General features: G+C 56.1%; 17 protein-coding genes and 5 pseudogenes. 7 read left to right on the top strand and 15 right to left on the bottom strand.

Going from position 1 to position 21,594, the window contains the following annotated elements; all coding sequences use genetic code 11:
- The first annotated feature begins 929 nt into the window (after positions 1 to 929).
- Entirely contained in the window at positions 930 to 1,964 is a 1,035-nt protein-coding gene (locus tag BBJ66_RS33575; protein WP_008534360.1) for an AraC family transcriptional regulator, read from the top strand.
- A 70-nt stretch (positions 1,965 to 2,034) separates the two neighbouring features.
- Here the strand turns inward: BBJ66_RS33575 and BBJ66_RS22210 are convergent, their stop codons facing one another.
- Positions 2,035 to 2,220: a hypothetical protein gene (locus BBJ66_RS22210; RefSeq protein WP_004673279.1), complete on the bottom strand. Its 186-nt coding sequence runs from the start codon at positions 2,218 to 2,220 to the stop codon at positions 2,035 to 2,037.
- Positions 2,221 to 2,741: 521 nt separating this feature from the next.
- Positions 2,742 to 4,751 (bottom strand): HAMP domain-containing methyl-accepting chemotaxis protein, encoded by a 2,010-nt coding sequence (locus BBJ66_RS22205; protein WP_012489469.1) that lies wholly within the window; start codon positions 4,749 to 4,751, stop codon positions 2,742 to 2,744.
- Positions 4,752 to 5,149: 398 nt separating this feature from the next.
- On the opposite strand from BBJ66_RS22205, the pseudogene BBJ66_RS33565 reads away from it, so the two are divergent.
- A pseudogene (locus BBJ66_RS33565) lies at positions 5,150 to 5,609 on the top strand (helix-turn-helix domain-containing protein); the annotation flags it as partial.
- Between the two features lie 536 nt (positions 5,610 to 6,145).
- A pseudogene (locus BBJ66_RS35910) lies at positions 6,146 to 6,615 on the top strand (reverse transcriptase domain-containing protein); the annotation flags it as partial.
- Positions 6,616 to 6,683: 68 nt separating this feature from the next.
- Here BBJ66_RS35910 and BBJ66_RS33555 read toward each other — a convergent pair.
- The 11 genes from BBJ66_RS33555 to BBJ66_RS22145 all read right to left on the bottom strand — a co-directional run bounded on the left by BBJ66_RS33555 (position 6,684) and on the right by BBJ66_RS22145 (position 17,241).
- Positions 6,684 to 6,869, bottom strand: coding sequence for a hypothetical protein (locus BBJ66_RS33555; RefSeq protein ID WP_004668636.1), 186 nt, complete (start codon positions 6,867 to 6,869; stop codon positions 6,684 to 6,686).
- A 284-nt stretch (positions 6,870 to 7,153) separates the two neighbouring features.
- On the bottom strand, positions 7,154 to 8,641 hold the full coding sequence (locus tag BBJ66_RS22190; RefSeq protein WP_008534338.1) for an NAD-dependent succinate-semialdehyde dehydrogenase: 1,488 nt from the start codon (positions 8,639 to 8,641) through the stop codon (positions 7,154 to 7,156).
- Between the two features lie 23 nt (positions 8,642 to 8,664).
- Entirely contained in the window at positions 8,665 to 9,684 is a 1,020-nt protein-coding gene (locus BBJ66_RS22185; protein WP_004668632.1) for an ABC transporter permease, read from the bottom strand.
- An 11-nt stretch (positions 9,685 to 9,695) separates the two neighbouring features.
- Positions 9,696 to 10,670: an ABC transporter permease gene (locus tag BBJ66_RS22180; protein WP_008534336.1), complete on the bottom strand. Its 975-nt coding sequence runs from the start codon at positions 10,668 to 10,670 to the stop codon at positions 9,696 to 9,698.
- Positions 10,667 to 12,220: a sugar ABC transporter ATP-binding protein gene (locus BBJ66_RS22175; RefSeq protein ID WP_004668627.1), complete on the bottom strand. Its 1,554-nt coding sequence runs from the start codon at positions 12,218 to 12,220 to the stop codon at positions 10,667 to 10,669. Before BBJ66_RS22175 ends, BBJ66_RS22180 begins: the two co-directional genes overlap by 4 nt.
- Before the next feature lie 91 nt (positions 12,221 to 12,311).
- On the bottom strand, positions 12,312 to 13,478 hold the full coding sequence (locus tag BBJ66_RS22170) for an ABC transporter substrate-binding protein (RefSeq protein WP_008534334.1): 1,167 nt from the start codon (positions 13,476 to 13,478) through the stop codon (positions 12,312 to 12,314).
- Positions 13,479 to 13,503: 25 nt separating this feature from the next.
- Entirely contained in the window at positions 13,504 to 14,400 is an 897-nt protein-coding gene (locus BBJ66_RS22165; protein ID WP_004668623.1) for an alpha/beta fold hydrolase, read from the bottom strand.
- Complete coding sequence (locus BBJ66_RS22160) at positions 14,397 to 14,780, bottom strand: hypothetical protein (protein WP_004668622.1); 384 nt, start codon at positions 14,778 to 14,780, stop codon at positions 14,397 to 14,399. The genes BBJ66_RS22165 and BBJ66_RS22160 overlap by 4 nt, the downstream gene beginning before the upstream one ends.
- 77 nt (positions 14,781 to 14,857) lie before the next feature.
- Positions 14,858 to 15,286, bottom strand: a complete 429-nt coding sequence (locus BBJ66_RS22155; RefSeq protein ID WP_004668619.1) for a carboxymuconolactone decarboxylase family protein — start codon at positions 15,284 to 15,286, stop codon at positions 14,858 to 14,860.
- A gap of 77 nt (positions 15,287 to 15,363) precedes the next feature.
- Positions 15,364 to 16,248 carry an NAD(P)-dependent oxidoreductase gene (locus BBJ66_RS22150; RefSeq protein WP_004668614.1) on the bottom strand — a complete coding sequence of 295 codons (885 nt, stop codon included), beginning with the start codon at positions 16,246 to 16,248 and terminating at the stop codon, positions 15,364 to 15,366.
- 312 nt (positions 16,249 to 16,560) lie between these two features.
- Entirely contained in the window at positions 16,561 to 17,241 is a 681-nt protein-coding gene (locus tag BBJ66_RS22145; RefSeq protein WP_004668612.1) for a GntR family transcriptional regulator, read from the bottom strand.
- 674 nt (positions 17,242 to 17,915) lie between these two features.
- Here BBJ66_RS22145 and BBJ66_RS22140 point away from each other — a divergent pair.
- The 3 genes and pseudogenes from BBJ66_RS22140 to BBJ66_RS33545 all read left to right on the top strand — a co-directional run bounded on the left by BBJ66_RS22140 (position 17,916) and on the right by BBJ66_RS33545 (position 19,393).
- A complete protein-coding gene (locus tag BBJ66_RS22140; RefSeq protein ID WP_008534330.1) occupies positions 17,916 to 18,155 on the top strand; it encodes a helix-turn-helix domain-containing protein in 240 nt (79 codons plus the stop codon).
- Between the two features lie 160 nt (positions 18,156 to 18,315).
- Positions 18,316 to 18,641 (top strand): annotated as a pseudogene (locus tag BBJ66_RS35810) (HipA domain-containing protein); the annotation flags it as partial.
- Between the two features lie 416 nt (positions 18,642 to 19,057).
- Positions 19,058 to 19,393: a hypothetical protein gene (locus tag BBJ66_RS33545; RefSeq protein ID WP_012489465.1), complete on the top strand. Its 336-nt coding sequence runs from the start codon at positions 19,058 to 19,060 to the stop codon at positions 19,391 to 19,393.
- Positions 19,394 to 19,663: 270 nt separating this feature from the next.
- Here the strand turns inward: BBJ66_RS33545 and BBJ66_RS35805 are convergent.
- Positions 19,664 to 20,011, bottom strand: a pseudogene (locus BBJ66_RS35805) (DUF4334 domain-containing protein); the annotation flags it as partial.
- A gap of 581 nt (positions 20,012 to 20,592) precedes the next feature.
- A complete protein-coding gene (locus tag BBJ66_RS22130; protein WP_008534295.1) occupies positions 20,593 to 20,976 on the bottom strand; it encodes a hypothetical protein in 384 nt (127 codons plus the stop codon).
- Positions 20,977 to 21,435: 459 nt separating this feature from the next.
- On the opposite strand from BBJ66_RS22130, the pseudogene BBJ66_RS35155 reads away from it, so the two are divergent.
- Positions 21,436 to 21,594 (top strand): annotated as a pseudogene (locus BBJ66_RS35155) (helix-turn-helix domain-containing protein); the annotation flags it as partial.

The raw sequence follows: 21,594 nt of genomic DNA, 5'->3' as shown, positions 1-21,594 counted from the left end.
TCTTTCCTGTTAGTCTTCTCTCGCCGCCACGTTCCGATTTGATCGCGCTTTTCGCGTTCGCGCGGCACAGACAACAGCACGCCTATGGCAGCACAAGCTGTTTGACCATCATCAGGTTTCGTCCTTAAGCTCTTCTTTTGCCCAATCAGACGCCCGGAGTCCGTACCCGCTAAGAAGAGCGCAAAGTCAACTCAATGCGACGAGGCGCGGCTTACGCATTGATATTTGCCGCGACCGCCTCGCTTAGTAGGCCAAAAGAACTCGTCGACGTCTTTGCGTCTCCGAGTGTTGAGCCTGGAGCGTGCCTCTCTTATACGTCATAACCGAAGTATGCTGATGCGCAGGTTAAGAGGACCAGCGTGTGGCGAAATCGTGGGGCCATCCTACAGCACAATCATTTTTCTCCGTGTCGACTCAACGGCCTCCAAGGTCGGTTGGCGTAGGTTCTCTCCCACTCATAGCACTCCCACCCTTCCCGTGACGGGCTGCGATCGAAAGCAGCCCGTCACCCCTCGCCTTGGGAGGCATCTTTAGATTGATTTGCCGTGCGGGAACTCCACTAGAACCGTGGCAGATTTCCCTGATGCTGCCTTGCCTTTGATCAGGAATAGCATTAACGTATATCAGACAATCTGTCAATCTGTTCGAGGCTTGTGGAAGCCAGTCATCGCATCATTAGAGGCTTCCCAACTGCAGCGCTGAAAAACTAGGAGGCCATCTCGAGCGGGAGAACGTGGATGTCGGTGCTGGTGATGATCCGCCATGACGAAAGCCTAGGGAATGAGAGATTCAACCGGCCTCCACAAAGGTCCGAATCGGTCATGTACGCGATCAAAATCGCTCGCACGCCATCCGGTCTCGAGCTTTGAAGGTTTGGAAAACTAGTCCCGGCATGTGCGAGTTGGTGTTCATAGATAGGTTTATATTGGATGACCGAAAGTTTGTTCAGCAAGCCCGATGAAGGGACCTTAGTGAAAGACAACTTTATCGAGGGCTCCGATCCCGAACGTCTTTTGCCTTTGATATCATCGCCCCTGGCGTCCTCTGACCTTGCTCAACACGACAGTAGATCGCTTAACTCTCGCTGCAGTCGAATTTCCCTTGATGGTTTTGGCGTTGCGGATGCCCATCATGAAGGGGCGTTCTCGGTCATGATAGATTCCCCAGTTGACGTCGTAACGGTCTTCCTGCCGGCGTCCGGGAATGCAGTCTTTCATTGGTCTGGGCAACAGGTAGAGTCGCCGCATGTTGCAAATGCTCCGCTGAATGCCCGACAAGATGGCATAAGATCTCAACTGTCATTGACGATCGATACGCAATCCTTGCGTGACAAGCTTTCTCGCATGCTCGATCGGACGATCAGCGGAAATCTGCAAATTCAGCCGACCCTTGATCTTGCATCGAGCGCGGGAACGCTCATGCGAGAACTAGCCCTGTCTGCCCATCGCGGCCTCAGTGCCGGGGGGGCTCTGCGACAATGCCCGTCGGCCTATAGCTCGCTCCTCGACGCGATAGAGTACCTTTTGATCGAAAGCTGTATGCATCGCTATACCGATGAACTTCGTCGTCCGTCTCCGTCTCCCACGCCTCGCCACGTGAAACGGGCAATGGAGTTTATGGAAGAGCATATGGCTCAACCCATTTCCCTTAACGATATCGCCGCTGCGGCCAAGGTCAGCGTGCGGACTTTGCAGCACGGCTTCCGACAATTTCGTAATACCAGCCCCACAATGCACCTCCGAGACTTGCGTATGTGCGCAGCTCGACAGGAACTGCTGCAAAACGGCGCTAAAATCAGCGTTTCGGAAATAGCGCTTAAGTGGGGCTTCACACACCTCGGCCGTTTTGCTGCAGAGTACAAGAGACGTTACGGCGAACTGCCATCTAAAACAGTGCATATGAGCGATGTTCTGCCGCATAGGCGATCTATGTGTGCTTCGCAGGCCTCTCCGCCCGAAAGCTGACCCGGAAATAGCCCTTCGCGATGGCGCTGTGGTTCGCAGCGCTCCACCGGGCTATACCATCGCTGCGCCCTTAATTTTTCGGTCTGTCGCCACAGACGGTCAGCAGCCGAGCGTACAGTGCTTCAAGGTGATTGGTGATTTGGATCATTTGCAGCCGCTCTTGCTCCAGGCGCTGCGACTGTGCATCTTCGTGGCTTTCTAAGTGGGTATCTGTCTTAGCCTGTTGCCCGAAATTGATTGCGATAACTTTGGACATCTTCGAACTCTCGTTGAATTTCGTTAATACTCCGCGTCTTGAAGGAAGACAGTCGCGGAAGGTGAAAAAGCAAAAGTCTGCTAGGCAGCTGCGATGCGTCCTGATTGGTGCCAAACCTTTGCTCAAAACTAAGGAAGCATTCCATCCCTTGTTCAAGCGGAGTGATTCCGTAGCTGAAGGTTGGGTCGAAGTCGCGCCTAAGTCCGAACCGGTTGGATCCGATCGCCGTTGATCGATAGAATGCCAGAGACCTGATCGACGACCGGGCCGATGATACCATCTGCTACCTCAACGACGACAATGGCGCTGTGGCTAGACCGATGGGATTGGTTATCTCGGCAGCAAGCTCTATCACCGGAATGACAGAACCGGCAGATCCCTGAACCGAGAACATGCGTTAGGGGCAGCGGCGTCGCCTCTGCTAACCCCCGGATTTCCGGGATCAACGTCGTCTTCATGCAGAACTGCTGGCTGCCAGATGGAAACCGATAATATCCTGCGGTGAATTATGACATGATTCATTAAAACTCTTCCCATTCCTTAGTCGCGACAGCGGCTGTAGTACGTCCGCCGAAGGCGCCGGCAAGCTTCTGGGAGAGGGCACGCGCTGGCGAGGCGGCCGGCTTACCGTTCTGGTGGGCAACACGCCGTACAACAGTCGAACCGTCGAGCCTGAAGCGCGCAATAAGCCGCGCCAGATTGGAAGCCTCATCCGCCAACCGGTTGGTGGCCGCCGTCGATTCTTCCACCATCGCCGCATTCTGCTGGGTCGTCTGATCCATCTGGTTGACCGCAGTGCTGACTTCCGCCAGCCCGGTCGATTGCTCTCGTGCCGCCGTCGAGATCGTATGAACGTGCTCGTTCACCTTGATCACGTGGCCTCGGATTAGACCAAGGGCATCGCCTGTGGCCGTTACCAGCCTGACCCCAGTTTTGACCTCGTCGCCGGACCGGTTGATCAGCGCCTTGATATCCTTGGCGGCAGTGGCGGAGCGCTGTGCCAGTTCACGCACCTCCTGAGCCACAACGGCGAAACCCTTTCCAGCGTCACCCGCACGCGCCGCCTCGACGCCGGCGTTAAGGGCCAAAAGATTGGTCTGGAAGGCGATCTCGTCAATGACGTTAATGATCTGGCCGATTTCATCCGAGGCCTGCTCGATGCGGCCCATGGCGGCGACCGCGTCTTTGACAACCGCGCTCGACTGCTCGGTGCTTCTGCGTGCCTCATCGACCATATGGCTGGCTTCCGTGGCTCTTTCTGTCGAGCTTTTTACCGCCACCGTGATTTCCTCAAGCGCCGAAGAGGTCTCCTCCAGGGCCGCGGCTTGCTGTTCCGTGCGCTTTGAAAGGTCGCCTGAGGCGATGCGCATCTCGCCGGCTCCGCCGTTGATCGTGTCGACGGCGGAGCGAACCTCGCCTAATACGGATCGAAGGGCTGCCATGGTGGCGTTGACATTACTCTTCAGTTCACCAAAGGCTCCCTGAAACTCGCCGCACATGTTTTCCGTCAGATCCCCATCGGCAAGCGCTGAGATAACTCGGCGAGTTTCGGCGATGCCCCGGTCAACAGAGGTGACCAGCTCGTTGACGCTTCCTGCAAAACGGTCGAGAGCCGCATCGCCGTATTTCTTGGTGATGCGATGGGTGAAGTCACCGGCTACGGCGGCTGACACCACCTCGGCAATGCTCGACTGCAAGTCGGCGCTCTTGGCCTGCAACGCGGCCTCCTGCGCGTTCAGATCGCGGGCCTTGATGCTGTTTTGCTTGAATACCTCAACGGCTCTCGACATCTTGCCGATTTCGTCGGCGCGCATTGCGAAAGGAACCTCAGTGTCGAGATTACCATCTGCCAGTACGCCCATCGTGGTAGTCAACCGCGAGATCGGATCGGTAATCTTCCGGATGCAGTAAAGCAGGGCTATAATGCCCGTCGTAGTTGCCAGCGCCATGGCAAGAATGGTGACCAAAACCGTCGATGAAACGGCGCCCATCGTGTTTCCGACGGCCGCGACTCCACCACGCTTGTTAACTGCGACATCCTGGTCAAGGAGCGCTCCGCTATCATTATACAGTTTCGTCGTGGCGTCACTCGTTAGAAGAGCAAATGCTTCATCCTTCTTGCCTGCCTGCATTAGTTTAACAATCCGCTCGCCATCCTCCTGATATTGCGTCCACAAAGCGGAGAACGCGTCATAGGCCTGACGCTCCTCGCCGGATGTCACCATCGGCTCATATTCACCACGGGCATTCGCGAGATCCTCCATCTTCTGGCGGAAGGTGGTGATATTATGCGCAAGGCTCGTCGAATCTGATGAGTTTGTCACCAGCCTGAACTGCAGGATGCGGTAGTCCCCGGTGATCGTATTGATCCGATTTATCACATCGATCGATGGCAGCCAGTTGCTGGCAACTTCGGATATATTGCTCCTAATGGACAGCAGCTTGACGATACTCACGATGCCCTGGCCCGCCGCGAGAAGAGAGAGCAGAACAAATATCAAAGATAAAGCGAGTCTAATGGACTTGGGCATAAAGGCAAACCTTTTAGGTGAGGTGGACGATCGACTTGTCTACTCAAATCTTCCAATTGCCGTTTCATTCATTCGAACGGCAGATCAATCTTGTGGGTCTGTGACATAGCTGAGAATACCTATTGGTTGCGTTGGTTAATGAAGCCTTTCCTGCCCGTCTCGAATGCAAAAAGACGACGTTTTAAGGATAGTCAGGCGTCCAATGGATCGTCCGCGCTTACAAGGAGGATGCAGCCGGCAAAATTTTATTTGGCGCCGTTCGAAGAGCATCATCGTTTTCAGCAACCGAGTTTCGCCCCGCCACGAGCGACCTAGAGCAAGTCCTGCGATCGATGAATCGATTGTGATGTGACGGCGTCCATCGAAGCTGATTCAACTCCACAGAGAAGAGGTGGATGATGGGACAGGCCCTGAGCGATGATCTTCGAATACGGGTTTTGAAAGCGTCTGCGGCGGGCATGTCGGCTCGACAGGCTGCGGCTCGTTTCGGAGTTGGGATTTCGACGGCGATCCGCTGGATTGCAAGAGCGAAAGAGGGTGAGCTGACTGCTCGGCCACAGGGCTGGAGACGACCTTCGGCAGTGGATGCACACGAGGAATTCGTTGTCGCGTTGATCAACGAGCGTAGGGATGTGACGCTCGATGAGATGGTTGAGCGCTTGTCCGTCGAGCGGCAGGTGAAGATCAGCCGCAGCGCACTTGGCGCTTGGCTTCGAAGCCGTGGGTGGACCTTTAAAAAAGACCGCACACGCACTGGAGCAGGACCGACCGGACGTCCTGAAGCGCCGGCGCGCCTGGTTCGATGGTCAATTGGACCTCGATCCGGAGAAACTGATCTTCATCGACGAAAGTGTGCTGCAGAGGCACGGAAGGAGTTCAGTGTGAGCTAACCCCGTAACGTGAAGCTGCGTGAATGATGGAGGATGGCCCTCCGGGATCGGCTTTCAGGAGCGGGTCTCAAACCAGTCCGAGCTGCTGCGGTAAAGAGCCGTGGTGGTGAGCGCCGGATGAAAAGTTCGGACGAGATCCGAGCAGGTGCGTGTCCGAAGACGAACGAAAGTGAACCCTCCGAAGACGCGCCGTTATGAATATAAGCGTCGTCGAAACCAGGACTGTTTCGTCATCCTGGGACAAGTCCGCCGGGTGCCTGATGATTGGGCGGGCGGCGACCGGCGTAGAGGGGGCGTGAGTTGGACACAGGCTTTCACCCGGAACTGCAGGAACCAGGCTCCTGATGCCAAGGGAGAAGCCCAAGCGGAGAAACCGTAAGGCGAGAGTACCGATGCAGGAGACTGGGGCGGACCGATCCGTATGAGCGTTGAGGGCCCTGTAATGGGGCCGGAGCAAAGGGATCGGATCAGGTGGTCGTATTGTTTGGAACAACTGGAAACAGGATGACTTCGATAGGTACGACAGACAAGCCGTTTCGGATTGAGAAGCGGCAAGTGTACGAAGCTTACAAAGCGGTCAAAGCCAACCGTGGTGCAGCCGGGTGGACGGTGAGACCCTGGAGATGTTTGACAAAGACCTTGCGAGAAATCTCTACAAGATCTGGAACCGGCGGTCAGTGATCGGATCGCGCAGATGGTGGTCAAGCAGATGATTGATCCGGAATCCGACATCAAAGCTGTTCGACAATCTTCCGCATGATCTCTTGCTGAAGACGGTCAGAAAAGACGTTAAATGCAACTGGGCTCTGCTCTACATCGAAAGATGGTTGACCGCGCCTATGGAAAAGAACGGAGAAGTCATTGAGCGGATGCGTGGTACCCCGCAAGGGGGCGTGGTCAGCCCGATCCTATCGAATCTCTTCCTGCATTACGCGTTTGACGTCTGGATGACCCGGACGCATCCGGATCTACCATAAAGGCCTGGCGCCGGCGAAGATCGGCGGCTACGTCAAACCGACACTGAGGGTGCGGCCGCCGACAACTACACCTTGACGCGTCGCTGGTTGACGCGAATGGCTTTCGCTTGACCCTCCACGCTGGCACGTGCAGCATCGTCGGCCTGATCGATTTCAGGACGAACGCGTGCATCGATCGGGTGGTGATCATGCTCCTGCTCAGGACTCCGATACGTTGAAACGACAACGCCACGGTGCAACAGCTCGTTCATGTCGTGTTACCTCTTCGAAGGCTACAAGCTATCTGGGAAAGACTTACCTTGTAGGGCATTGGCGGAAGGATCGACAATCGAAAAGACAGGCAGAAATCTCGTCTGCAAGGCCGGCCCCAGAAGGGGTCGGAAGGGAAGATCCGTAGGACAGCTCCCGCGAAACCTCTAGAAAAGTCCAGCCTTTTGAGACCTCGCAACCGGCGGAGAGGATGTTGCTGTCCTGCCTCTATTCAACAGACCTCTCCCCCTTTAAGTTCAGTCGGCGAGCGACCCTTGGGCGATCGCTATGCGCCGATCCCGCCCATGCAGACGTATTTCATGGATAAGAAGTCATCCATTCCGTACTTTGAGCCCTCTCGGCCGAAGCCGGATTGCTTGACGCCGCCGAATGGCGCTAATTCGGTGGAAATCAGACCCGTGTTCACGCCAACCATGCCGTATTCCAGCGCCTCTGTGACCTTCCAAACGTTCCTGAGGTCGTTGGCGAAAAAGTAGGCTGCCAAGCCGAATTCCGTATCGTTCGCGAGTTCGATGACTTCCTCGACAGTATCGAACTTGAACACCGGAGCCAGAGGCGCGAAGGTTTCCTCACGCGCAACCTTCATATCCTTTGTGGCACCCGAGAGAAGCGTTGGTTGGACGAACGTGCCTCCGCGAGCATCGCGGTCACCACCAACCACGACAGTCGCACCCTTGGTCACAGCGTCATCGATATGACCATAGAGCTTTGCTACCGCTTCATCGTTGATCAACGGGCCGATCGTCGCCCCGCTCTCAAACCCGTCAAGAACCTGCAAGGCACTCACGCGCATTGCCAGCTTCTCGACGAACCTGTCATGGATCCCGCTCTGTACGTAAATACGGTTCGCGCACACGCAGGTTTGACCCGCGTTACGAAACTTAGAAAGCATAGCCCCCTCGACCGCCTGGTCGAGATCTGCATCGTCGAAAACGATAAACGGCGCATTGCCGCCGAGTTCCAGGCTCAGCTTCATGATCTTCTGGGCGCCTTGCGCCATCAAGATACGGCCAACTTCGGTCGAACCGGTGAAGGTCAGTTTCTTGACGACCGGGTTGGAGCAGACCTCCTCGCCAAACATTCTTGCATTATCCGTCGGGAGGACGCTGAACAAGCCATCGGGTATTCCGGCACGCTCCGCGAGGATCGCCAATGCAAGCGCCGATAACGGAGTCTCGGCAGCAGGCTTGAATACGATCGCGCAGCCGGACGCGAGCGCCGGCGCGATCTTGCGGCACACCATCGCCGACGGAAAGTTCCAAGGAGCGATGGCGGCCACAACGCCAACCGGCTGCTTGATGACAAGCAGTCGCTTGTCGGCCTGGTGACCTGGAATGGTGTCACCATAGACACGCTTGGCTTCCTCACCGAACCATTCGATGTAGGAAGCGCCGTAAGCAATCTCGCCACGCGCTTCCGCCAGTGGCTTGCCCATTTCCGATGTCAGAATTACGGCCAGGTCTTCAGCGTTAGCTACCACCTCTTCGTAGAACTTCCGCATGATCAGCGAGCGTTCCTTCGCCGAAACCTTAGCCCACTTCTTCTGTGCAGCCTTTGCAGCATCGATAGAGGCTCGCACTTCAGCAAGACCAGCGCTAGGCAAAGAGGCAAGGACGTCCATCGTGGAGGGGTTTAGCACGTTGATGCGTGTGCCGTTTACCCCTTCGCTCGACCACTTTCCTCCAACCAGCATCTGCTCGCGAACGAGAGTCTGGTCCTTTAAACGGCCTAGCAGGGTGCTGGAGATTGCCATGGATCTTCCTTTCTATGCATTGATCATATCTGATTTCGAATGTGTGGTGACCGTGCGTATATCGCGACCATCGGAACGATGAGCAGACCGACGACAGCCTGCTGCGCCGGAAAGTTCAGTCCGAGGCCAACTAGAAGCGAGGTCAGTACAGTCAGGACAAGAACACCGAGCACTGTCGCGCCATAGCCGCCCGCCCCACCAAGAAGCGACGTCCCTCCAATCACCACCGCTGCTACGGTGGTGAAAAGATAAGGGTCGCCCACGCCGACGAAGCCACCACCGGAAAACCCTAGTAGCAGCATGCCCGTGATTGCAGACATGGCACCGCTGACGCTATGGATGACGGTCCAGACCTTGAATTCGGAGATTCCGAGGCGGGCGGCCGCCGTCCGGCTTCCGCCGACGGCGTAAATGCTGCGGCCAAACCAGGTGTTGTACATGAACCATCCAAGCGCGATGGCGACGATAGCCCAGATCACGATGACCGGAGGCAGCGACAGGCCGAAAAACTTTCCGTTGAACGCCGAAATGTTCCTCAGCCATTCGGGTACCGGAGCAAACACTGTACCACCAAACGCCGAGCCGAGTGAGGTGTAGATCTGGACCGCACCGACGGCCGCGAAGCCAACTCCGAGCGACATGATCAGCGCTTGCCCTTGGAGACGGAAGCTCAGGGCGCCATTGGCGGCCCCGACAAGCGCACCGAGGAGCATGACAACCAGCATCGCGAGGGGAGCGGGAATACCTGCGACCATAAGGCTGGGAAGGAGGATGTTCGCGCCTCCAATAATATATGGTATCGAAAGATCGAGCGCACCGACCAGAGCGCACAGGGTCTGGCCAATGGAGGCAAGCCCCAGAAACGCTGCGAGAAGAAGGATTGAACGCGCGTTTTGGGATGATACGAAGCCGGGGACCAGCAATGCACCGAGTGCTAAGAGAGAGGCCAGAAGAACAAAGCCAATGACGATGCTCCGATGAGCCTTGAGCGGGTTAGACTTCTGAGCCGATTTGATTTCGGAATTCATAACTGTCGCGACCATTATCTTGCTCCTTACACAACCGCGCGGCGACTGATGACAAAGACGTTCACGAGAAGTGATCCGACGAGGATTAAGCCGAATGCCATCTGGGTAACGAACCCCGAAACCGTGCCGAAGTTGAAGGTGGAGAGGAGATAGGAGATGAGGAACATGTTGATCGCGCCAAGCGTAGATCCAAGTGCTCCACCACGACCACCGGAGAGGCTCGCACCTCCGAGAACCAGGGCCGTAACAGCCTGAAGGGTGTAGGTGCTGCCCTGCGTCGGATCACCAGAGGAGATCAGCGCCGTGTAGCTGAGGGCGGCAAGTCCAGCGAATGCTCCACCAACAACGTGGGCGATGATGCGGACTGCGTCCACTCGAACGCCGCTCGTATACGCCATGCGCTCATCCGCACCCGTCATGCGAAGGTTGCGGTAAAACATAGTCCCCCTGAGAAGGAGCCATAATGCATACGCTGCAACCAGCAACAGCAAAACAGGTGACATGATGTCGGTCCCCGCCCCCCAGCTAAGCATCCAGTCGGGCGCGACTCCACCCGGTCGGGACATCACCATCAGGTTCAACCCGGAGAGGACAAGAAAACCCGACAGCGTAACGATTATCGGAGCGACACGCACATAAATGATAACCAGCGCCTGGAGTAGCTGGAATGCCGCTCCCAGGCCGACTGCCCATACTATCACTGCGATAGGGTTGGTAATTCCGTTACCCACAAGCCAGGTAATAAGGGTAACGTTGATGAACCCCATCAAGGGGCCAACTGAAAGGTCCACTGCTCCACGACCCGCCATGACAATGGGGGTGAGGGCAAGCGCCGTTAGAATCAAGGGCGTGGCGACAAGGATTGCACCTGCGAGGCCGTTGTTCGTGAATAGCCCGTGTCCGCGTAGGGCAACGGCGACCAAAAGGACAATGAATAGGCCGGCCGGCACGAAGAGGGAACGGTCCTGGGTGATTTGACGGAATGCGATTCCAGACATCATGCAGTCCTTTCCAGATCGAACTCGATGGAGGCGTTTGGCGATTTTCCAAACATTGCGGCCAAGATTGGCTCTTCCGCTATGTCCTCGCCTGCTAGCGACCGGAAAAGCCTTCCAGCAAAGAAGACGTCGACGCGGTCCGCAAAGCCGATGAACTCTTCGATTTCGCTTGATAGATAAATCACGCTGCCACCCTTCTCCGTGAACAGGCGCAGTTCGCGGTAGAGATCGCGCTTCGTTCCGAGGTCGACACCGCGAGCGGGATCGTTAAGGACGATGACGGACGGTTCGTTTGCAAAGGCACGGCCGATCAAAACTTTTTGCTGATTTCCGCCCGACAGTGAGGTGATCTTGTTCGCCGGACTTCCAATCTTAATCCGGAGCCGATCCACCTCGCGTTTGAACATGGGTTTGAGGCCGGCCTTATTGATTATACCAAGAGGACCGAGGTTCTTGCGATAGACGCCGATGGCAAGATTTTCGAAGATGCTCTGCTGAGGGAAGATACCTTCACGCTTGCGGTCGCCGGAAATATACGAGATTCCTGCTTTGGTAGCGTCTTCGAGCGATGCGACCTTTTTCATTCTCTCGGTGCTGGATGACCAGACTTGGACATTACCACCAAAAGGCTGGATGATACCCGCAACGGCGCGTACGAAAGCGTCCTGCCCCTGCCCGTCGAGTCCTGCAACACCGATGATCGCTCCTTTCGGTAGATCGAAATCGAAGGGCGCTGCCGCGCTGTGAGTAACGAGGTCTCTTACCGCTACCACGGCCGGCGCGGCGGCGCCTACTTGCTTTGATTCGTACGCCTTCGCGTCGCTTGCGTTTCGGTCCGCGGGCGTCATCATTGAAAGCAGGTTCTCTTCAGTTATTTCATGCTTCTCGAGCGTACCAATGGTGACGCCGTCGCGAAGGATCGTGGCTCGATCGGCGATGCGGACAAGTTCAGCGATCCGATGCGTTACGATCAGCACGGTCGCACCTTCCCTACGGAGACGATCAATTTCCTCGTGGAGGCGGATCGTGGAATCGAGGTCTAATGCCGCAGACGATTCATCGAGGATGAGGACCTTCGGCCTGCGCAAGACCGCTCGCGCAATAACTATCCATTGCTTGACGCTCAGAGGCAATGCCCCAACGTTCTGATCGAGATCCACGGGCTTGCCGACGAGGCGTTTCAGGATCTCCTCAGCCTCGGTACGCCGACCACTGCCGCCCTGCGAGCGGAAGATGCCGTCGCGCCCGACATACAGGTTTTCCAATACACTGGCCTCGTCGGCCACCAGCACTTCCTGGAAGATCGTTGTCAGCCCGATGCGCTTGGCGTCAGTCGGAGTCGAAATCTCTTCTCCAAGGACCGAAACGCTCCCGGAATCTGGGTGCAACACTCCAGACATGATCTTCGCCATCGTGCTTTTGCCACTTCCATTCTCTCCGACGATGGCGTGCACTTCTCCGGCCCGGGCTTCAAAATCACACTTCTTTAAGGCCTTAGTCTCGCCGAAAGACTTGGCAACATTGATCAACTTGATCGTAGTTTGGTTTTGCATCGGAGATCCTCTAATCCCAACGGCCGCGCGAGGCGGTCCTCCCACAAGAGAAACTTCTGTCCGGTGGCAAGACCCACCGGGCAGAACAGTTTCACTTCGACACAGGCTTCCAGGGATCAGCCGGGCGTTCGAAGTAGTCTGCAGCAATCGCAGCAGGAAACCACCCGTCCGCCTTGGGCTCCACGAAGTCTGTCGAGTTCAAGTCGCAATCTTCTGGTATTGCCGCGCGGACTTCATCGATGGTGTAAGGCAAGACGGGTCGAAGGAAGGACTGAACCTTAGGGCCTTGTCCCTCCAATGTGCGGAGCATGATCTCCCACATCTGTTGCATCTCGCGACGCGGCGGCCAAATATGGAAACTCCTGTCCACAAACTCGGGGTTCTTGCGCCAGTAGCACGCGGCGGAAGCTTCCCCCCCGAGAGTAATCGGGATCATGTCTCGACCTGACTGCAGCATTGCGTTGAGAACGCCGTTCTCTTGGGCCCCCTGCGTGAGGATCCCATCAATCTTCGTCGGGTTCGTCGCAAGAAACTTCTGAACTTCGACCTGGGCCACCTGGTCGGTCCACTTCCCTGCAACTTCACCGACGATCTTTATGTCGGGGTACTTAGCAAGTGCTTCCTTAGCCGCTTTGTCAAAGCTGTCCGAAGAAGCGAAACCGGGAATACCAGAAACGAGAAGGATATTGCCCTTCTTTCCTATTTTTTCCGCCAGCCACGTCGCCATCTCGGCACCGCCCTGCGCGTGATTGGCCGCGCCATTGATGGCGTATGGCGACGTCACGTAGCCCGAAAATGAGAACACCGGCACACCGGCTTTGTAGGCATATTCGATCGTCTGATTAAGAGCCGTGACGTTCGAGCAGCAGATGATGATTGCATCGACGCCTTCGTCCACCATTTGACGCATCTGCTGGATCTGAACGGCGTCTTTAAGATCCGACTGGGTGACCACGACATCAGACACCAGGCCCGCAGCCTTTGATCGCGGTAAAAGATCGCTCATGACCGCATCGAGAGCTGCGGCTCGCCAGGTGTTGCCAGCGTAGCTGCTTGCATAGCCGATCTTCCACGGAGGACCCTTTTTGGGCTTGAAGTCTTTGTAGGCGCTCGCCCCCAATGGAATCTGCGGATCTACAGTTTCATAGATCTTCTTTTCTGTAGCCGGTAGCTGATCGACACCATCCGCGTAAGCGGTTGTCGCCAGGGCGCTAACCGAGATCAGCGCCCCAAGTGTGACATTCAGAATGCACCTCATTGAAGTTCTCCTCCCGAGAAAAGGATCAGGCAACCTTAGACCGGGCTGCTGATGACTGTTGGATCTCCTCAAGAATCGGCAACAGATACTTCCGGAACTCGCTATAGTCCTCAGTAACGGGAAAATGTCCGAGCTTTTCCATTGTCCAAAACTTGGAGCCTTTGACCAGGTCTGCAGCAATCTTGGTATCGGCCGGGGACGTGTTTGGATCGTATTCGCCCGTGAGGAAGTATAGCATACATTTCGACGTATCGATTTTGCTGGCTTCTTCTGGCGACACATCGTGGTCGTAGTAGTAGTAATAAAGATCACCCGCGAAGATTCCCGGTCCACCGCAGCTGTATTCCCACTGGATTTCACGGACATTCGCTTCTGGCGAGTACGGTGAGATATTCAGCATCATCGCCGCACCGATGGAGGTGCGATTGACGTTTGGATTGTCGAACTCCCTGCGGATGCCAGCCATACCGACGTCGACGTACTCCGCCGCCGAGCGCAACGCACCTTCGACCGAGATCGTGGCGCGGAAGTTGTCCGGATAGTTCGATGCCAGGTCGATCGCGAGATGGCCGCCCATGGAGCTGCCCAAATAAACGGGGCGGTCTAGGTCGAGCGCTTTTGAGAGTTCGAGCTGGAAGTCCATCATGAACTTCTTGGTCATGTTGTATTCCTTCTCCCACCAGCGAACGCCGTAGGGGGGAAGGGACTTGCCGTGATACGGCAGATCGAACGCGATGACGCGAAAATTTTTCGTCACGTCGGAATCGCAAAGCATATGACGGTATTGGCGACCGTCGGACCCTGCCGTATGACCGACGAGAAGCGGAATCCCCTGGCCCGCTTCTTCGTAATAGACGCGGTACTCGATACCTTCTACGGTGAGATAGAGATAACGGCCGATAATGGGGTCAAACTTGGTCATGCTGCTGCTCCTTCAGAACGGGCATTGCGCATCAGGGTGGTCATGCGGTTGAGAGCAGGCAGATACGCGAAGGTTTCGTTGTTACTGCTAAGGTAGAGGCCATGCTTGATGTTTGATGACTGCAAGCACTGATAAAACGGCAAGGGTTTGTGCTGAAGCAGCGCCTCCCACTGTGAACCGGTCCCGCGTATGACGATAGTGCACTTGTCGTCGTCGTATTCGGCCTCTTCCACCTTTAGCAACGTACCGTCCTCGAAATGAAGCGCTACACTGCGGGTAGGGAAATCGCATTTTAATATACCGTTAAGATAACGAGTTTCGCGCTTGAACTCGAAATCCTCCCGCACGAATTCTATGAATTTCTTGAGATCTATCGCCATTTTAGGCTCCTCCCTTGTTGATAAGCGCTGAGAACTCCGCGCATGTTGTACATGCCCCCTCACGGGACAGCACATTCTCAAATGCCCATTTCGGTGAATACTTCCTGGGCATGCCTGAAACTGTCGATGCCTGCTGGCACACCAACGTAGATAGCCACCTGAAGGAAGATCTCCTGGATCTCCTGTTTCGTAACACCGTTGTTGATGGCGCCGCGGATGTGGCCTCTGAGCTCGTGCGGTCGGTTTAAAACCGCTATCATTCCAAGGTTGAGGATCGATCGAGCGCGACGGTCGAGGCCAGGTCGGTTCCAGATATTGTCCCAACAATACTCGGTGACGAGTTCCTGCATCGGCCAGGTGAAGTCGGTCGCCTTTCCGAGGGCCGCATCAACGTAAGCGTCCCCCATCACCTGCCGACGAGTAGCAAGTCCGCGCTTGAACTGCTCCGATGGAGCTGTTCGCTCGCCGGCCTTAGACCCCTTATCTTTCCTGTCCAAAGTGGCCATTGGGTTTCGCTCCCTTCATCATATTTGACAGATTATCAGACAATTTTCAACTGTCAGTTTGGCGTAGTTTTTCGCGGTCAGGCCTGATCTTTCACGAACTGCGCAATTTTCGTATGGTCGACATCGGGGCCTAAAGCATGCCGAGCAGCATCCCAGGCATCAGCGGTACCGGCCAATGTCGGCAGCTGGAGATTGAGCGCCTTCGACAAGTCCGCTGCAATCCTAATGTCTTTCGCCATAAGCCCCAAAGCAAAACCAGAGCCAAAAGTCTCCGAGAGGATGAACTGCTTCATCTTCACTTCTGTTGCGTTGTTCTTGCCAGACGACGAGTTGAGAATATCGACGATCGTTCTAGGATCGAGACCAAACGTTCGGCCAAGAAGAACGCCTTCGATAGCTGCCAGAACCCCGGCTCCCGATACGAAATTGTTGATGGCTTTCATGGCGTGCCCTGAGCCGATCGGGCCTGTCCTAAAAATCTGGCCGCCCATGGCGCACAGGATGGGATCAGCTTGATCGATATCGTCAGAAGCACCGCCTGCCATGATAGTAAGAGAGCCTTCGACGGCTCGCTTCACTCCGCCTGACACGGGAGCATCGACCAGCCGCAAGCCCTTCTGATGCAAGCGCTCTGCGAGCTCACGAGTATCATTGGGCGCCGATGAGCTCATGTCGATGACAAGCGCGTCAGCACTCAGGGATTGCCAGGCCCCATCCTTGAAGAGCGCGTCTTGAACAACCTTGCCGTTGGGAAGCATGGTAACCGCAACATCGGCCCCATTGAATGCTTCCGCTACCGTCTCTGCCGGAACGCCGCCGACGGCCGCGAACCTTTCCCTAGCCTCGGCCGATAGATCAAAGCCAGTGACTTCGAATTGAGCCGACAACAGATGTTGTGCCATCGGCCCGCCCATTGCGCCGAGACCAATAAAGGCGACGCGCAGATTTTTTCGTGGTGACAACGTCCCGCTCCCGAATGTGAGGCAAGCACAATCAGCTACCTCCGTTAGTGAGGAGTAGTTAACGACCTATCAGACAATCTGTCAATCGGAAAATTCATGCTTGGGCCGGCGCGCCCTCGCTACGACGCCAATTTTGCCGTCGCTTCTTCAATCACCTCACTTAAAATGACGTGCAAGCAGCACCCATCTTATCGTCCGATGGACACCAGAGAGGTTGTTGCGTTGTCAAAAGCACCGTGCCTGAAGGATTTAATTACACCCGGCCACCTCCAGCATCAGACAATCTGTCAATTTTCGGAAAATCTTATGGCATCAGCCTGAGGTGTTGTTGCGCAGGTACTCGAGTGCGACTTTCGCAGCCATATCAATGTGGTGCTTACAAGCGGCCGCAGCCCTGGGTCCGTTGCGATTTTGGATCGCTTCGGCAATCTCTTTGATTTCTGCAATGCTATGTTTGAGGCGCCCCGGTTGTGTCATCGAAGTCATGCGCAGAAGATTGATCCGGTTGTGCAGCGATGTTAGCATTTGCCTGACGAAGACGTTTTTGCTGCCATCCATCAAGCAGTCATAGAAGGCGTTTTTGGCAGCGATGAGCCTGTGTCCCACGCCGCTTTCCGCCGACGCTTCGAATTCTCTAACGGCATCTTGCAAAGTGGCAATATCTTCCGCCGTTCCATTTTCGGCGAACTGCTGACCAGCAAACCCCTCGAGCAGCGCGCGGACGGTGTAGAGCTGAGCGGCCTCCTCATAGGTTATGATACTGACAACTGGACCCTTGTGGGGGAAGCTTGTGATCAATCCCTCTGCCTCAAGCTGCCGAAGCGCTTCACGGACGGACGTGCGACCCACGCCGATCATTTCGCAAAGCTCGCGCTCGACGAGCCTTTGCCCCGGCTTGAACTTGCCCGTCGCAATAGCCTGTCTGAGCCTTTCTTCGACTTGCACTCGAAGAGAGGCATTTTGCCGAGCGACCTGCAGCTCCACATCTACCATGATCAATGTCCTACGTAGCACTAATGAATTTGAGCTAAATATATGGCTGCTTCGCGGGGAACTTTCAATCAGATTGTCTGATGAGCGGTCATTAGCAACTATTCTCGAGGATTGAGCCCGCTGTGTAGAGGTCGGCTTCCCGATCCATGAGGAACCGATCGGTTGGCGCGCCATAAGTGGAAATTCTAGTCCAAATGGCCTAGTTCAATTGGTGTCCTGATGGCCGACAATGTCCGCCCGCCGATTTCTCAAAACCAGCCACGTTGCGACCCTGATCGACGAGGTGTCCACGGTCACCGACACCACCGCATCTTCCAGGAGCACCCATTCGACTAACGGCCGGGTGCAGCTTGGCAATCGGCAAAAGCCGCATCAGCAGACGATAGTGGTTCCGATCGCGCCTCCGGTCCGGAGGCGGCATCGATCTTGAGCGCCTCAAGATCCGCCATCTTTCTTCGCCTGCCAGCCTGGCTCGTACTTGCGCTATCCGCAATTCCCATTCTAACCACTTTTCTCTCTGACCATCTCTCTTGAAAAATTGTAACCTTCGTGCTACATATCTAGTGCAATCTGTAGTGCGAAGGTGACAAATTCCGACACCTCACAACCCTCCGGGTGCGGCGCGCGCTGCGCAAACTGGGCGCAGACATCCACGTCGACGTCGCCGCCTGCCTATGGCGGTAGTAGCCGAACGTGCCTTCACCTCACGCTCAACGCTTCAAAAGATCGAGGCCGGCGACACCAATGTCAGCATCGGCATCTATGCAGGCGTCCTCCAGGCACTCGGCCTGCTAGATGGGCTGAGCCAAGTCGCCGACATCGGTGACGACAGCGTCGGCCAGTCTCTGGCCAATGCAGAGTTGCCCAAGCACGCTCACCCAAGGCGATCACCGGGATCGTCACGCGATGGCTGATTTCGAAGTTCATCTCGACCTTCACGGCCGCACACGTCCCATCTGGCCCGGAGCAATCGCGCCCGTGGTGCCGAAACAATCGTGTTTGAGTATGATCGTGCCTGGCTCGAGGACCCGGGCCGCTTCTCGCTGCAGCCCGCTCTAGCTCTGAGCTGGGGAGAAAAATCACGGCTTTCTGTGGCTCAATAAAGCCAGCTGGTCGTTGTCCCCTGCCTATGACCTCAATCCAGTGCCTACGGATGTCAAGGCGCGCGCGCTGACGACAAACATTGATCTTGATGAAGGCACCTGCTCCCTTGACCTGCTGGAAGAACCTGCAGGGCTCTACGCCCTAACGCTCGCCGAGGCTCGCGCGATCATTAAGGAAGTCGCGACACCGCAAGGTGGCGCGAGACCGCCAAGGCGGTCGGTGCGCGGTCAGCCGAGATCAACCGTATGGCCAGTGCGTTCGATCACGATGATTTGCAGCGAGCGCCAGCCCTATGACGTAGAGCCTTCCTCCACAGTTTCAATCCGCCCTCTGCCGGCCCGATCACTGAACCGGATTACGGCATCGTTGCGTTGTAAAGGACGGATGTCCAATGGCAATTTTCCGATCTGCGGTCCTGGCTGGATTTGCGATGGAATTGTTTCAAGCGCCTCCGTGACCAACGAGCGAAAACCAATAATTATGTGATTCGGTGAGATCGAGACGCTACTCTACGAACAAACTATGTCACTGCCAGCGGATCCTCAATCACATCGACGATCGATGGCTGGCCAAGCACGTCCGCGAAGCGCTGTAGCATGGCAACAGTACTCGATGACATCTCCGCCCTGGAGCCCGGGATATAGCAAGCGGCTGCATAAGCGAGTTGCCGTTGCCTCGGTTCCGTTAGCAACTCATCCGGTGCTGGTCGGTGATGGAAGCTGATCTCGCGACATATGTTGTCTTCAAAGAGATTGACGGAGACGGCTCACGCCTTGAAGAGATTGTGCCGATCATTCGAGAAAAACGGGGTTGGGTTCGACACCACAACGGCAATAACCTTGCGCTAGTTCCGCCTGCGATCTCAAAACGGGTGGCCTCACAATTTCTGCTCAAAAAGCTTCGGACGGAGCATCCAGGTCGCCCAGTGATCGGCTACGGTGACAGTGTGAGCGACTTCTCCTACCTGTCCCTCTGCGACTGGTGGGGCGCTCCGGGTAACTCTCAAATGACAGACCTTGTCGTTTCCGCTGTTGCGCGTGAGAGATAGGTGACACGCGTACTGCGAACGTGGTGATATGTGAGGAGGGTGCAGGAATGATCCTGCACCTCCAGTCTTTCAGTAGAAACTTCCTATGGGTAAAACGCCGCGCCATATCGCGGTAAGAACCATGGCAAGCGCGGCGAGGATCGCGAGATTCCCGTCGGCTTTTACCACGAGTACGTAGAGCTTGTATTTCAGCATGATATGACCTTTCGATGAGCTCATTAGGAACTGCCGTCTCGACGGTTCGTGCCTTACTTGCGCAGAGCGAAATTTCGCGCCCATGATCCTCTCGGCGTCGATCCGCCGGAAATGGTCGACGATGGGTTGATCGTCATAGACCATGGCCGCGCTCTTGACGCAGCCGAACATCATGGCCTTCAAAGACGCGACCGGGCCCTCGCCCGCAGCCGGCGCTGGAGATAGGAAAACTTGGTTGCTTGCCACACGCGTCCTGTCGATCTTATAAAAACGCAACGTTAGCCGAAGCGGGATCCATTTGGGATCCACGGCAACCAGCCGCCGGTCTCCCGCTCGAAACAGCAGCACATCGGCGCGCATGTCCGGCGTGAACCGTTTGCCGAACCAGCCAAGATCTTCGAGCACACCATCGAACGATGCCCCGTCGATTGGCGACTGTCTATCCATTCAAGCGGCCAGTGCGGCTGCTCGGCGTCACGCTTTCAACGCTGACGACCTCCGATCGGCAATGCACGACCCCAGTCCCAACTTGATCTCGGGCTCTGACGGCCCATCGCCCCGAAATAGAAAAGCCTGCCGCGGGAGGAGGTGCGGCAGGCTTTCCTAAAAGAACCGAACGGCGACCTGGGAGGAGGAGTGCCGCTGTTCCCACAGACGTCCCTTTGGGAGGAGGAGTGGGCCGTCTAAACTTCGAAGCGTTGCGGGAGGAAGCATCGCTTCGATGAAAATAGCAATACTCGGGCCAGCGCCATGAAGCCAGCGTCTATGTTGCACTGCAGCTATGCACCCGCCGCAACAATCGGCAGGACATCGAGCATTCCTACCCCTGATTTTGTCGGCGGCTCTGCCGCTGTTACAGAGTGGAACCGCTACAACGTCAATTTCGATATCGAAAGCCCCAAGAAGGCCGTGACAGTTCGCGGCGGCCCTGCCGTCATGGAAAGTAGCGCCGCTGGAGACGGTGGCCGGCAGCTAAGCTGGATCGGTGCGGTTCGCGACAGTCATTAGGGGACACCCGGTGACAGACAGTATGAAGTGGCAGTCGCTCCCAGAAGCGCAAGATGTTCTGCGGGTATGTTTTCACCGTTAAGACCCGGCTGTACAATCCCGATCCGGTACTCGATGAACTTGCGTCGGGCAGCCTTTCGAAGCGTGGCCAAGTCATTCAGGCTGCCTCGAATGAAACGGGCCCGGCCCTTAAGATGTGATGTTTCTCTCACGGTCAGGTGGTTGATGAGGTTCTTCAAGCTCCATGTCCCCTTCACCCCCTTCTGTGCTTGACCGCAAACGAGGTAAAGATCGTCCGCCCGGCGCCCCATTACTGCCTGCGAGTATTTCAGATGCCAGAGAAGTACGGTGACGGTATCGTCCGTCTCCTCGATCGCCACGACGTCCGCGCTCTCCCAGGTGTCATCGTCATCTCTTCCGGGAGAGTGGGCAGACAATCCTCGCAATGGGCGTTCCGCTGATCGCACCTCCTTTGGTTTTCTGACCACTTTACCGCCCGAAGCGTGACCTCTCGCTTTTGAGGCAAGTGTCCGAGCGTAAAGCGAAGCTATTGAATCTTGTAAAGAATTCGGTTGCGCAGCGGGCGGATTCCCGCTATCTTTTTCGATAGGGCAGTACGCGCTGCCCTGGGGTGTGGAAACCCCTACACGTGGTTGATGCCGGCCGTAACGGCATCACACTCCTTGACCTTCGGTCGAGGAGCCTGTGGCGTATGTCCAGGTTCCTCGGAACTAAAGGCCACAGGACCGTCGTGTACGGTTTCCAACTCCCCGATCAGTGGGTTTAGCGAGTTTTCAGCGGGGGCGCACCGCGTGAAACTCTCCATCGGGGTGTCCACCATGAAGCGCTATGCAGCAGCACAGGTCCGGACTTCGAGGCCTGCGCAAGCCGAACAGTCGAATGTAGCGCGCGAGTTGGTGCATCCAGTTGATCGGCATGTCGGACAGCAAATCCGTATCCGCCGAATGCAGTCGAATGTATCCCTAGGGGATCTCGGC

Source organism: Rhizobium sp. RSm-3, assembly GCF_001854685.1.
GTDB classification, from domain to species: Bacteria; Pseudomonadota; Alphaproteobacteria; order Rhizobiales; family Rhizobiaceae; genus Rhizobium; species Rhizobium ecuadorense.
The sequence above is the reverse complement of the archived record's forward strand: the minus strand, read 5'-3'. Positions and strand labels throughout refer to the sequence as shown.